We start from the raw sequence: 13,673 nt of genomic DNA on the forward strand, positions 1-13,673 counted from the left end.
TTTATGGGATAACAAACTTATTATAAAGAGCATGATAAATCATCATAGCCTCAGAGTTGGTATAGTCTGTTATCAATGAGTAAAGTGTAAATGCATTTGGTGATGCTCATTACTAAAGTGGGGATGGGTATAACAAATTCAAGCCGTTTTGGCCTAAAACATCTTTTAAGCTATAAATAGAATATAAAAAGCGAACCATAAAAAAAGACACCTGATTAGAAGGTGTCTTTTTTATAGCGCTTATACTGGCCTATTACTTGCTTAGACTTGGTTTTGTTTTACCTTTAGTCTTTGATTTGGCGTCTTTTACACCAACCAATGGCATACCAGCGCCTTGCCAACCGCCGACACCGCCATCTAAGCGGTAGACACTATCTTTACCAATCATCTGAATCGCAGCGCCTGCTTGTACGCCCATGTCGCAGATGATAATCACTGGCTGCTCAATCGCGCGAATCTCTTCTAAGCGGTCTTTGAGGTCAGTGAACGGTATATTGCGGCTGCCTTGAATATAGCCTGATTCAAACTTCTTCTTAGCGCGGATATCGATAAGCTGCGCGTTTTGAGAGTTGACCATCATGCCAAGCGTGTTAGGTGATATTTTTCTACCGCTACGTTTGTTTTCAATCGTAAAAAACAGTATAGCAAGTACGGCTAATATACCAAATAAAAACGGGTGGTTGCCCACAAATTCCAGCGCACGATCCAAACCATACCTCCAAAAAAATAAGTGTTCTATTGAGCTGAGAAGACAGCCCAATGATATTGAACAAGGCGCTATTATACCGATAAGGTCATCTATAGTAAACGGGCGATGACACGAGCAATAATTAAGTGGATATTGTACCTGTCTATTGAGTTTCTCTGCCTAATAAAAATATCTACTCACATTACCACTTTTAACGAAGGCAGACACTAACAAACTAAATCTTAATAAGGCTTAGTATCAGCTTCTTCTCGTAGCGTAACGAGGTTTTCAACACGGCGCTGTAATACCTCACCATCAGCGACTGCTTGCCATAATGCGCAGCCTTTGCTGTTGTGAGTATGGCGACAGTCACGGAATTGGCAGTTGCCAGCCAATGGTGCTAGCTCCACGAAGCCTGAGATAATATCGTCAGGGGTGAGGTGCCAAATACCGTATTCACGAATTCCTGGTGTATCGACGATACCGCCTTGGGTGAGGTCTTCTGGATTAAATGGAAGCAGTCGACTGGTCGTCGTCGTGTGCTGACCGAGCTTAGAGTTTTGCGAGATGATATTGACGCTCTGACCAGAGTCGGGAAGTAGGGCATTGATTAAACTGCTTTTACCGACGCCAGATTGACCAGCAAAGATAACCAGTTTTTTATCTATATAGCGCTTTAGCTCATCAAGGCCTTCTTGCTCATCGCTCTCGGCAATATTTTCAGGGCAGTCGACCGAAGTCAGAACACTCTCATAACCAAGTGCAGCATATTGTGCCAATAATTCATTGGTATCTACGCCGTTTTCTGCTGCCAATAAATCGGCTTTGTTAAGTACCAATAGTGGTTTGACGCCTGCATGATGACATACCACGAGATAGCGATCGATCAGTGTTGGCGCGGCGGCAGGCAATGGCGCAAAAACAATGGCCAAAATATCGACATTGGCAGCGACAGGTTTGAGCTTATGATAGCGATCAGGACGAGACACCAGCGAAGTACGCGGTTTGACAGCTTCGATACGTCCAAAGCCAGTATTAGAGTCAGCATTCCAGCGCACTTGATCGCCAGCCGCTAGCATCGGTAAGTTAGTACGCACATGACAGCGCCAAATATCATTCAACTCAAGCGCTTGCCAAAACGGCTCAGGATCATCAGGTGCAATCTCTGGCTGCTCAGGTATCACTGCAGGCAGGCTAGTGACTTGTACTTCTAGTTGCTTACCGTAATGCGCCATGACCACGCCATCCATCAAACTGTCATCAATACTATCTTGATTGGACAGTTGCTGCTTGTCGATGCGACGAATCTGTTGTTTAGTCAGTTTGCGTTGCCGGATTAATGCCATGGGTTTGTGACCTATTATAAAAATATTGCTAAGTGTAGCGTGAAAATTTGCTAACATACAGCCTAAAGCGTTTGCGGCAGACAGTGGTTTTGTAATATTTTAGCTGCTTACTAGATTTTTCAAATCTATCAATGCGCTACGATACTGTCTGAGCACGAGTCTTTACTCGTAATACGTTTTTTAAATTGTGTTTAAAACTGTTCCAAAATTCAATGACCATAGGATACTGTATGACTACCGGTGACCATCCCAACAAGATTAAAATCAAAAATAAAGGCAAAAAAGGGCTGGTGTGGATTGATTTAGAAATGACCGGACTTGATACCTTAAACGATGAGATTATCGAGATTGCTACTGTCGTTACTGACGAAGATTTGAATGTACTTGCTGAAGGCCCAGTATTTGCGATCAAAGTATCGGATCAAGTCTTAAATAAAATGGATGACTGGAATACCAAGCAGCACGGTCAGTCAGGATTGGTTGATCGTGTGCGTCGTAGTACGGTGACATTGGCAGAGGCCGAAGCTGAGACTATCAAGTTCCTAAACAAATGGGTTGATAGTGGAAAATCGCCAATGTGTGGTAATTCTATTTGCCAAGATCGTCGATTTATGGCGCGCCAAATGCCAGAACTTGAGCGTTTCTTCCATTATCGCAATCTTGATGTGTCATCAATCAAAGAGCTTTGTTTCCGCTGGCGTCCTGATATTTTGCGAAACTTTGAAAAAGGTGGTAGTCACTTAGCCCTAGACGATATTCGCGACTCTATTCGTGAGCTAAAGCATTATCGTCAGCATTTCTTTAAATTGATGGACTAAAGAGCGGGCGATAAGCAGTTTAAGAGTGTAGTAAAAGTAAAAAGGGTCTGTTGACTTATCAACCGACCCTTTTTTTATTAAAGAAAAATGTTTTGAGATACGTTGTTTAAAACGCCATTGAACGTGCTTTAGCGAATAAGACATTCAAACTTAAACAATCCAAACTCAGTATTATGACTACTAGAGCTGTCATTTGAATGCTCGTCATCTGTTACTGCCCCAATCACTGCATTGACTTTCGGCTGGCGGGAATCTTCATCTAATAATCGCCAGTCGCCAAGCACATAACGTTTTTTATCAGTAGTCGTCTGATGAATGTCTGGTCGATGAGTATGTCCGTGCAATAATGCATCGCTAGTGGTGATGGCTTTATTCACGGCATCATCGTTCACATCCATGATATAAGCGGCTTTATTAGCATTGTTCTGCTGGCTCCGTTGGCGCATATTGTCTGCAATGGCTAAGCGTTTTTCTAGTGACTTATTAAGCAAATACCACTGTGTTAAGCGGTTACGCATAATCCTGCGAAAAAACTGATATTTCTTATCATCAGTACAGAGTGCGTCACCATGTTCTAAACGATAATTCTGCTGACCAACAGGCAAAGTGTACGGCTCGTTGATAAGTTCACCACCGAACAGGTTACAAAACGGCTGACCCAATAAAAAGTCACGATTGCCGTGCATGACTAATATCTCACATCCATTGATACGTAACTGCTTGAGTTTAATGATAAGCGGGGTCAACCAGTGCGCCACCTGCTCATCTTCTGACAGTGACAAGTAGGTATCATCACCCAGCCACACCTCAAACCAGTCACCCAATATAAAGAGGCGTTTGAGAGTGGGTAGGGCAAGACAGTCATCGAGCAGCGCTAAAAAAGCCTGCACTAAGGCAGGCTCTTGAGGCGATAAATGCAAATCGCTAATCAATACTTGCCGCACTTGATGAGGGCGGGTCGTGATTAAGTGATTAAAACTTTGCATTTATCTTTGTCCTCGTAACTTATCGTATAGCGAGCATTTTCTAATCAACTCTATTAGAAAATGCTCGCTCATTCACGGCTATCGCTAAGTAACTATTACTGAATAGCTGCTATTAAATAACTACTACTACTGAGTAACGATAGTAGCTGAATTGATAACAACAGGCTCTTTTGGCACATCAGCATGCATGCCGAAACGACCCGTTGGTACGCTGCGCATCTTTTCGATAACGTCCATACCGCTAGTGACTTTACCAAATACGGTGTAGCCCCAACCTTGCATGTTTTTGCCAGAATGGTTTAGGAAGTCGTTGTCTTTTACGTTGATGAAAAACTGGCTAGTTGCTGAATGCGGGTCTTGGGTACGCGCCATTGCGATAGTACCTTTGTCATTTTTTAGACCATTGTCCGCTTCGTTTTCGATAGGCGCATTGGTTGGTTTCTCATTCATTTCAGCGTCCATTCCGCCGCCTTGAATCATGAAACCATCAATGATGCGATGGAAAATAGTACCGTCATACTGACCAGATTTCACGTAGTTTAAAAAGTTTTCTACGGTTTTTGGTGCTTTTTCTTCGTTGAGTTCGATAACGATCGCACCCATATTGGTTTCTAGTTCTACTACTGGTGGCATGTCTACCATGGGAGATTCCTTTTTGATTGCAGCGCCTTAAATAGCACTATTGTGGGTGGTGATTAAAAAGTTATGGGTAGTCTAACGGCTTTTTTATCTCGTGTCATGTATCAGGCTGTTAATGCGTTTGCAAAAGCTGATAGAATAACGCAACTTTACCCATTTTTGACAAATTTTGATAATGCGGTCGCACTATCTAAGTTTTTATATTCTCGTTTTATTTTAATATTTTAGTTTAAACGTTTTGTGATGCGTGATGGCACGCACCATGAACTGACAATTTGCGTTAGGAGCAATGCCCGATGAGTGATCACTCAAGCAACAATGCACAAAAAGACGAACCAAAAAACGATTTTATTCGTAATATCATTCGTGACGATGTCAATGCGCAAAAATACCAGCAAATTGTAACGCGCTTTCCGCCTGAGCCAAATGGCTACCTGCATTTAGGCCATGTAAAATCTATCTGCTTGAACTTTGGTGTGGCCAAAGAGTTCGGCGGTGTGTGCAACCTGCGTTTTGATGACACCAACCCAACTGCCGAAAAGCAAGATTACATCGACAATATTAAGAACGATGTGCAGTGGTTAGGTTTTGAGTGGGCAGGCGAGGCGCATCATGCCTCAGGTTATTTTGATCAGCTACATGCATGGGCAGTCCAATTGATTGAGCAAGGCGACGCTTATGTTGATTTGCAAACCCCAGAGCAAATCCGTGATAACCGTGGTTCATTTAACGAAGCAGGAACACCTTCACCATATCGTGATGCCAGTGTTGAAGAAAACCTAGCGCTTTTTGATGATATGAAAGCAGGTAAGTACGCTGAAGGAAAAGCTATCTTGCGCGCCAAAATTGATATGGCCAGTCCAAATATGAACCTACGTGATCCTGTCATTTATCGCGTGATGCATCAAGCGCATCATCAGACTGGTGATAAATGGTGCGTTTATCCCATGTATGACTTTGCTCATCCACTCTCGGATGCGCTAGAAGGTATTACCCATTCGTTGTGTACGCTTGAGTTTGAAGATCATCGTCCATTTTATGACTGGGTCATTGAGAAAATCGGCTTTGACGTACCACCGCATCAGTACGAGTTTAGCCGCTTAAACGTTGACCATACATTGACCAGTAAGCGTAAGCTAAAGCAATTGGTAGATGAAGGTATCGTCAGTGGTTGGAATGACCCACGTATGCCAACTGTCGCTGGTATGCGTCGCCGTGGTTATACGCCAGAGGGCTTGCGTGATTTTTGTGAGCGTGTGGGCGTGACCAAAGCGGATAGTGTGGTTGATTTTCGTTTGTTAGAATTTAGCGTTCGTCAATCGTTAGAAACGACAACTGGTCGCGGTATGGCGGTATTGAAGCCATTAAAAGTGACTATCACTAACTTTAGCGAAGCGGTCAGCAGCTGGGAATCGCAAAAAGCAGATAGCGTCAACGCACGTTTTGATGAGGCGACTCAAACGCTTTGGTTGACTCAGCCGAACCATCCTAACGTCGATATGGGTGAGCGTGAGATTCCGTTTACCGAGACGCTATACATCGATCAAGGTGATTATGAAATTGAGCCGCCTGCAGGCTACAAGCGTCTCTCTCCAGAAAAGCCAGAGATTCGTCTGCGTAACACCTACGTACTAGCAGTCACTGAGCATATCACTGATGAAAATGGCAATGTCGTTGAGCTAAAAGCGACGATTGACCCTGCTACTTTGGGCAACAACCCTGAAGGGCGTAAGGTCAAAGGTGTGATTCATTGGGTGTCAGCCAGCCAAGGTGTACCAGCCACAGTACGCATGTATGAGCAGCTATTCAGTGCTGAAGACCCAAGTGGCGTGGCTGATGTTCATCAAGCGCTAAACCCGAACTCGCTCACTGAGTTAAACGCCGTGGTTGAACCATCTTTGGTTAATGCAGATGCTGGCACTCGCTTCCAGTTTGAGCGTGAAGGCTACTTCATCTCTGACAGCGAAGATCACAGTGCTAATAAGCCAGTTTTTAATCAAATCGTTAGCTTGCGTGATAGCTATAAGCCAGCTTAATTTATATTGGCTTAATATTTGAAAAACACCGTTAACTAAATGGATAAGATACTTTGAAATAATACTGAACAATAGTAGTTTGCAAGTCAGCCTATTTCTAGTACGCTAGGGATGGGCTTTTTTATGCATGATTATAGTGGCGAATTTTGCTTATGGGATGCTGGTATGGTGGTCTAGTTATTTATTAAAGCTGTTAATTCATAAAAACTTATTAAAAACTTTGCTCATCAGCTTAGCGTTAGATGGAATAACTGCATTACAATCCGTCACAAGACATTCATAACCAGTTTGTTAAGATAAAGTCAGTTTTTACGGATGTGCTTTATGTTATATTTGATAGCTGAGCACGTCGATGATAATAATAGAACGCGAGGCCGACGTGTCGATATAAGCGTTCATTCACATAGCTAAGGATTCAAACATGGCACATTTACGTTTAGGTGATACCGCACCAAATTTTGACGCTACGACCACAGAAGGTGACATCAATTTTCATGAGTGGGCAGGTGATCATTGGGTCGTTTTCTTCTCGCATCCAGCAGATTTTACGCCAGTATGTACCACTGAGCTTGGTCGCGCCGCTGCATTAAATGGCGAGTTCCAAAAGCGCAATGTAAAGCCGATTTGTATTTCTGTTGATAGCCTAGAAGATCATAAAGCGTGGGCGAGCGATATCGGTGAGACTCAAGGCACAGATATGAATTTCCCAATCATTGCTGATCCTAATAAAGAAGTCGCTGAATTATATGACATGATGCATCCTAATGCCGATAGCACTCATACAGTACGTAGCGTCTTTATCATTGATCCAAGCAAAAAAGTCCGTTTAACGCTGACATACCCTGCTAGCTGTGGTCGTAACTTTGATGAAATTATCCGAGTGATTGACGCATTGCAGTTGTCGGATGAATACAACATCGCAACGCCAGTAGACTGGAAAGATGGTGATGACGTAATCATTCCACCAACTGTGAAAAATGAAGATATCGCTGCAAAATACCCAAAAGGTCATAAAGAGATTAAGCCGTATCTACGTACTACACCTGCGCCAAATAAATAATTATACTGATGACTAAATGTGATTAAATAAAGCCCCATGACTTAGAGTTATGGGGCTTTTATTATTTCTATTTTATGATTAATAAAACTTTGCCATGGTGGCAAGATTAGGCTATAACTGTGGTATAGCGTATCAATCGTTTGTGCTCATCAGTACAACAACCATAATAAAGCGTATCAGCGCCAAATCGCTGTCTAATCATCTCACAAGGAGTTTGCTATGAAAAAACTATATATTACCCGTACCGCGCCCAATCCGCGTAAAGCGCTTATCCTATTGGCCTCAAAAGGTATCGATGTTGATAACATGGATGACATCGATGTTATCGATATTGATTTTGCGGAAAACGAGCAGAATTCAGATGAGTTTACTAACATGAACCCGATGCGTACAGTTCCAGTCTTAACACTGTCTGATGGCACTGTCCTAAATGATTCACAGGCCGTTTGTGAATATCTCGACCGCGTTTACGGTGAGCGTTCAGTGATGGGTAATGATGTGGTACAGCGTGCGCAAGTTTGTTCTATGCGCCGCATTGCAGAGTTCGAAGTACTATATAACTTCATGTTGGCGTTTCAACATAGTAATCCTGCTAAGGCCCAACGTGTTGAGCAAGTGCCAGAGTTTGTTGAGCCGTCTATTGCACGAGGTGTCAAAACACTTGCTTATTTTGAAAGCATACTAGAAGGCCGCGAGTATTTGGTTGGTGAGCAATTAAGTTTTGCCGATATCGTACTCTATATAGGTTTAGACTTTGGCAAAGTACTCAAAGTAGATCCTAATGAACAAGGCGCAAACCTAGCTCGTTTTTATCAAAAAATGAATGAACGGTTTAGTATTAAAAAGATGGCTAAAGCCAAACCTGTGAATGTGAATGACTAAAAAATCCTAGGAAAATAGTTCAAATTAAAAAATTTATCTATTACCTTTCTCATTAAATTGATTGCAATAAAGCAAAACAGCTAACCCCAACCGTTAGCTGTTTTTTTATTAAATATAATAAAAATCAACATTTCGTTACATAGGTCAACAGAGCCAAGGTTATAGTGGTCAGTCTAACCCTGTTATATCAGTTATGTTTGAAAACCGTTTACTTAAAAGAGGTGTTCTTAGATTATGGCATCTTTTGAATAAGTGTTTTAAAACATAGAGGGTACGTGAGATAAGTTGTACAAGCTTACTAAGAGGTATGTAATATGGTAGGTAGCCGAAATAAGCCAACGTTAAAAGTACTGCTATTGCCCAGTGTGATGGTGGTTAGTCTGATTTTAAGTGCGTGTCACCAAGAAGCGGCCTCTGGCGAAAACGATATGGCAGAGACTGCTGAAGATAGTGAAGTGACAAACACAGCAACAAATGAAGGTTTAATATCTAGTATAAAATCTACACTAAATGAATCTAAATCTACTGAATTGTCCGATAAAGAAAAGCTAATGACCACCTTATCTCATCATCGTTGGACACTAGTAAGTGCAGTCGATGCCAATGAACAACCTGTGGCTGATCTTGCGAATATTAACAGTCGTACAACTCTTTCATTTAACCAGTATCAAGGGCAAGACACGCTAAGCTATAGCGTAGGCTGTAATACGATTAGCGCAGTCTACCAGTTAAAAGGGCATACTTTGACTACTGAAGAGGGTATGAGTACGAAAATGTCCTGTGGCGATCTGGACGGAGCTGAAAATACCCTAAATACATTTATGCAAGGCAGTAGTGAATTCAATATAGATCAAGGCGATACCACGGTATTAACGCAGGTTACTGATGACGATGTGACTTTGGTATGGAATGGTAGGCTTACTGCACAAGCAAAATACAATAGCAAAGGTGAAACAGTATTTTGGGCAGTAAACTCCGAAACCGTACCGTGTGAAGCAAGCAGCTCTGAACAGTGTTTACAAATCAAGCCTATCACCTATAATAATCAAGGCATCAAAATTCATGAAGGGGAGTGGCGAGTATTCTTTGGTGAAATTGATGGCTATCAGCACGATAGCAAACACGAAGAAGTATTACGCTTACAACGCTATGCGCTAAACATCGATGACGTATCAGAGACCAGTGAGCCAACCAAAGATGATACTGCTGATGAAAAGTATGCCTATATACTAGATGCAGTGATTGAAAGTTCAGTTACAGAGTAGCCTGTTGTCGTTCGAGCTTTGAGAGTTGAAATATTTATAGCCATAAAAAACACGCGTCTAATAGCACGTGTTTTTTTATGGAATAGCTATTTTGATATTTATCCATTTTGATGCCTTCCTGCTTCAATGCCGAGCTGTTTTAATGTTTATATTTAACGTAAGTTACCTAAATCTTCTTCAGTCAAACGCCAACGACCTTTCTTTTTAGAAGCACCGCGTCCGCGCATGGCACTATTCAATATTAGCTTGTTCATGGAATGGCTTGAGTGAGCATGACAGATGGCGCAGGCAAGTCCATCGGCAGCATCTTGTTGCGGTACAACTTCTAACGATAGTATACGACACACCATCTCTTGTACTTGCTCTTTGCCCGCAGCTCCATAGCCACAGACGGCTTGTTTAATCTGCCGAGCAGTATATTCTGATACTTCTAAATCTAAGGCAACCATCGCTGCAATCGCTGCGCCACGTGCTTGCCCAAGCTTGAGTGCAGAATCAGGGTTCTCCGCCATAAATACTTGCTCAATCGCTGTATAAATAGGCTCGTCGGCATATTTCAAATGGTGTTTTGTGATACGAGTTAGTCCGTTAAAGATGCGCTTAAGGCGTTCAGGCATCTCTTTAGTATCTGTGCGAATCGTCCCTGCATCGATATAGGTCAGCTTATCCCCTGTTTGCTGTACTATTCCATAACCGGTCATGCGTGACCCTGGGTCAATACCTATAATAATTGCCATAATATTCCGTCTTGCTTACATTTTGTTTTACATTCAATCCTATATAAATTAAGTACGGAGTCAGGCTCGCTCAGCTTACTACTTGTAGTACTGACGTCCATCTTCCTTGTATCCAAATTATATTGTACCGACTATATGGCTTAAAAATTAGCCTTAAGTTTGATAGTATAGCAACCAATCCCCATATACATCATATGTTAGCCATTTTAATTTTCATGGCGTTCAATTTATTGGTTTTTATTTTATAGGACGACACTTTATGGGTCAGATAGTTGGTATAGCCATTGTTTGGTTTATTATCGAGATGCTACTGTGGTATTTGCTTGCGCAATTTATGAGCGGCTGGTGGGTATTTATATGGTTTATTATTGCTGCAGTTATCGGTATCTCATTAATACGCAAAGGTATGGCTGCTCTTAATCCAATGGCACAGCAAATGAAAGCTGGTGGCATGATGAACCCTGCCATGCGTCCACCAGAGACCACCATGATCAAAAGTATCGCGATGGCAGCTGCTGGTATTTTATTGCTTATCCCTGGGGTGCTCAGTGATTTGATAGCGTTATTGGTCGTATTGCCACCTGTGCAAAAAAAGCTAAAAGACTTGGCCAATAATTATGTCATGAACAATCAGCAAAAAATGATGGAAATGATGGCAAAACAGATGGGTGGTCAAATGGGCGGCGGTCAAAACCCATTTGGCGGTGCTGGTGGTATGGGTGGTCAAAACCCATTCGGTGGCGCAAGTGGTATGAACGGTCAAAACCCATTTGGTCAACAGCAACAAAACCCATTTGGTGATGTGTTTAAACAGCATACTACCGTTGATGGTACCGCTAAAAACGTCCCTAAAGATGTAAAAAAGATTACGAAATCTGCTAATGATGAATAACCATTTAGCGAAATCATAAGCATAAAAAAAGCCCCTTTCGTCAATGACAGAAGGGGCTTTTTAGTGGTAGTAAGTAAACCAGTTATAAAAGGTATAGTTACTAGCCGAATGAAACAACCGAAGTGCCGCTGTAAGATGGTGACCCATGAACCGTGAAGTTCAGGGCGGATGCGTCATCATCTCTGCAGGTTTCCTGATACACCGCAAGCAGTGCAGGCATACACAATGAGACAATAGGTACCACATCCTAGTAAAGCATTATCGGCTCAGGGAATAAACATCTACTAGCCAACACTTCAGAATAGTTTCATCTTAACCAATGAAAAGAGTGATTGCAAGTCTGAATTACAGTTTGATACTCAGTACCATTGAATGGCATGACTGGTAAGGGTTTGCTTACAAATACTAAGGTATAAAAACGATACAAAACCATTCGTTTATTAGTAAAAAATTGTCAGTTTTTCAGCTATTTCAAGATGTGTGTTAACATATAGGGCTTTATATTCCCTTACACAACATTATAGGCGTTCATTCACTCGAGGAGCGGTAATATATGACCAGTACCCAACAAGCATCAGACTCTATTGATAACAAAACACAGCTTAGCAATAATCAAGACAGTGCCCAAAATAAAAAAACACCGCATGTTTTGATGATATTGGATGGCTTTGGTCATCGTGAAGAAGATAAAGATAATGCCATCGCTGCCGCTCATATGCCAAATTTAGATAAGATCTATCAGCAGTATCCTCACGGGCTGATTTCTGCTTCAGGGGAAGATGTTGGTTTGCCAGAGGGTCAGTTTGGGAATTCAGAAGTCGGTCACATGAACCTAGGTGCTGGTCGCGTGCTTTATCAGGATTCGACACGTATCTCAAGTGAACTTGCCAACCGCGAATTTTATAAAAACGAAGCGTTGGTTGATGCCGTGAAAGCTGCCAATGAGCGCGGCGGTAATGTCCATATCATGGGCTTGCTTTCTGATGGTGGCGTCCATTCACATCAAGACCATATCGAAGGTATGTGTCATTCAGCGTTGGTCCATGGTGCCAAAAATGTCTTTATTCATTGCTTTTTAGATGGCCGCGATACCCCGCCCAAGTCTGCTGATAAATACATTAACCGTCTGCGTGACTATATCAATAAGTTGAATGCTCATTACGAAGGTGGCCGTGTACAGATTGCAAGCATCATCGGACGCTACTATGCTATGGATCGTGACAATCGCTGGGATAGAGTACAAAAAGCCTATGAGCTGATTACTGAAGGTAAAGCTGATCGTCTATCAACACGGGCAGATGGTGCTGTCCAAGCTGCTTACAAAGCGCGTGAGACCGATGAGTTTGTCAGTCCAACAACCGTAATTGGACGTGATGAAGTGCCGTATACTGTTAATGATAACGACGCACTTATTTTTATGAACTTCCGGGCTGACCGTGCTCGTGAACTCGCCCAAGCGTTTGTTTTACCAGACCATGAGTTTTCTGGTTTTGCTCGCCAAAAGCAACCAAAACTGGCAGCATTTGTGATGTTGACGAAGTATTCAGATATCCTAGCGGATAACCCAAAGACTAGTATTGCTTACTACCCAACGTCTTTGGCTAATACATTGGGAGAGTACTTACAGGATAAAGGAAAAACGCAGCTGCGAATTGCTGAAACTGAAAAGTATGCGCATGTGACGTTTTTCTTTAGTGGTGGCCGCGAAGAAGAGTATGAAGGTGAGACTCGCATTCTAGTACCATCTCCAGACGTGGCGACCTATGATTTAAAGCCTGAGATGAGCGCGCCTGAAGTTACAGATAAACTAGTAGAAGCGATTGAGTCTGGCAAATATGATGTATTGGTGGTCAATTATGCCAATGGTGACATGGTTGGACATACAGGTATCTTTGATGCAGCGGTAAAAGCGGTTGAGGCTTTGGATGTATGTGTGGGCCGTATCGAGTCAGCAGTGCGTGCTGCTGGTGGCGATATGCTTATCACAGCCGATCATGGCAACTGTGAACAGATGCAAGATTATGAAAGCGGTCAAGTACATACACAGCATACGACAGAGCATGTGCCGTTAATTTATGTGGGTGAGCAAAAGCTGCAAGTACGTCGCGGCGGTAAACTGAGTGATATAGCACCGACGATTTTATCATTGATGAATGTCGATGCACCAGCAGAGATGACGGGTGAGAGCTTGCTTATCCCAGTAGTCTAAGGTAGTCGAATCAAAAATGGCTCTTGAGTTACTGGGCTTCATATTGATTTAATCTCTATACTAAAAGGTATCGAAAAGGAAAGGATAACCTACTATCCTTTCCTTTTTTTGTGAT

Annotated in this window: 12 protein-coding genes and 1 other RNA gene; 7 read left to right on the top strand and 6 right to left on the bottom strand. The window is 42.3% G+C overall.

Annotated elements, in window-relative coordinates; genetic code table 11:
• Window positions 1-253: 253 nt before the first annotated feature.
• Both ACT3QQ_RS06755 and rsgA read right to left on the bottom strand, forming a co-directional pair.
• Window positions 254-709: a rhodanese-like domain-containing protein gene (locus ACT3QQ_RS06755; protein ID WP_444523164.1), complete on the bottom strand. Its 456-nt coding sequence runs from the start codon at window positions 707-709 to the stop codon at window positions 254-256.
• Between the two features lie 221 nt (window positions 710-930).
• A complete protein-coding gene (rsgA, locus tag ACT3QQ_RS06760; RefSeq protein WP_444527400.1) occupies window positions 931-2,034 on the bottom strand; it encodes a ribosome small subunit-dependent GTPase A in 1,104 nt (367 codons plus the stop codon).
• A gap of 230 nt (window positions 2,035-2,264) precedes the next feature.
• On the opposite strand from rsgA, the gene orn reads away from it, so the two are divergent.
• The gene (gene orn / locus ACT3QQ_RS06765) at window positions 2,265-2,852 is read left to right on the top strand and encodes an oligoribonuclease (protein ID WP_444520607.1); all 588 of its coding nucleotides are present in this window, start codon (window positions 2,265-2,267) and stop codon (window positions 2,850-2,852) included.
• Window positions 2,853-2,980: 128 nt separating this feature from the next.
• Here orn and ACT3QQ_RS06770 read toward each other — a convergent pair whose 3' ends face one another.
• Together ACT3QQ_RS06770 and ACT3QQ_RS06775 are read right to left on the bottom strand one after the other, a co-directional pair.
• A complete protein-coding gene (locus tag ACT3QQ_RS06770) occupies window positions 2,981-3,838 on the bottom strand; it encodes a UDP-2,3-diacylglucosamine diphosphatase (protein ID WP_444527401.1) in 858 nt (285 codons plus the stop codon).
• Between the two features lie 126 nt (window positions 3,839-3,964).
• Entirely contained in the window at window positions 3,965-4,480 is a 516-nt protein-coding gene (locus tag ACT3QQ_RS06775) for a peptidylprolyl isomerase (RefSeq protein ID WP_179798385.1), read from the bottom strand.
• Window positions 4,481-4,773: 293 nt separating this feature from the next.
• On the opposite strand from ACT3QQ_RS06775, the gene ACT3QQ_RS06780 reads away from it, so the two are divergent.
• The 4 genes from ACT3QQ_RS06780 to ACT3QQ_RS06795 all read left to right on the top strand — a co-directional run bounded on the left by ACT3QQ_RS06780 (window position 4,774) and on the right by ACT3QQ_RS06795 (window position 9,720).
• Window positions 4,774-6,513, top strand: coding sequence for a glutamine--tRNA ligase/YqeY domain fusion protein (locus ACT3QQ_RS06780; protein WP_444527402.1), 1,740 nt, complete (start codon window positions 4,774-4,776; stop codon window positions 6,511-6,513).
• 421 nt (window positions 6,514-6,934) lie between these two features.
• Window positions 6,935-7,573, top strand: a complete 639-nt coding sequence (locus tag ACT3QQ_RS06785; RefSeq protein WP_444527403.1) for a peroxiredoxin — start codon at window positions 6,935-6,937, stop codon at window positions 7,571-7,573.
• A gap of 219 nt (window positions 7,574-7,792) precedes the next feature.
• Window positions 7,793-8,455, top strand: a complete 663-nt coding sequence (locus ACT3QQ_RS06790) for a glutathione S-transferase family protein (protein WP_444527404.1) — start codon at window positions 7,793-7,795, stop codon at window positions 8,453-8,455.
• Between the two features lie 314 nt (window positions 8,456-8,769).
• Window positions 8,770-9,720, top strand: a complete 951-nt coding sequence (locus ACT3QQ_RS06795) for an META domain-containing protein (RefSeq protein ID WP_444527405.1) — start codon at window positions 8,770-8,772, stop codon at window positions 9,718-9,720.
• A 152-nt stretch (window positions 9,721-9,872) separates the two neighbouring features.
• On the opposite strand, the gene ruvC is transcribed toward ACT3QQ_RS06795, so the two are convergent.
• The gene (gene ruvC, locus ACT3QQ_RS06800) at window positions 9,873-10,457 is read right to left on the bottom strand and encodes a crossover junction endodeoxyribonuclease RuvC (RefSeq protein WP_444520613.1); all 585 of its coding nucleotides are present in this window, start codon (window positions 10,455-10,457) and stop codon (window positions 9,873-9,875) included.
• A gap of 259 nt (window positions 10,458-10,716) precedes the next feature.
• Here ruvC and ACT3QQ_RS06805 point away from each other — a divergent pair, with 259 nt between their 5' ends.
• Window positions 10,717-11,349, top strand: coding sequence for an FxsA family protein (locus ACT3QQ_RS06805; RefSeq protein WP_444527406.1), 633 nt, complete (start codon window positions 10,717-10,719; stop codon window positions 11,347-11,349).
• A gap of 110 nt (window positions 11,350-11,459) precedes the next feature.
• Here the strand turns inward: ACT3QQ_RS06805 and ssrS are convergent.
• A non-coding RNA gene (ssrS, locus tag ACT3QQ_RS06810) (6S RNA) lies at window positions 11,460-11,655 on the bottom strand.
• A 247-nt stretch (window positions 11,656-11,902) separates the two neighbouring features.
• On the opposite strand from ssrS, the gene gpmI reads away from it, so the two are divergent.
• Complete coding sequence (gene gpmI / locus ACT3QQ_RS06815; RefSeq protein WP_444527407.1) at window positions 11,903-13,558, top strand: 2,3-bisphosphoglycerate-independent phosphoglycerate mutase; 1,656 nt, start codon at window positions 11,903-11,905, stop codon at window positions 13,556-13,558.
• Window positions 13,559-13,673: the final 115 nt, after the last annotated feature.

Source organism: Psychrobacter sp. AOP7-A1-24 (assembly GCF_052376235.1).
Classification (GTDB): Bacteria; Pseudomonadota; Gammaproteobacteria; order Pseudomonadales; family Moraxellaceae; genus Psychrobacter.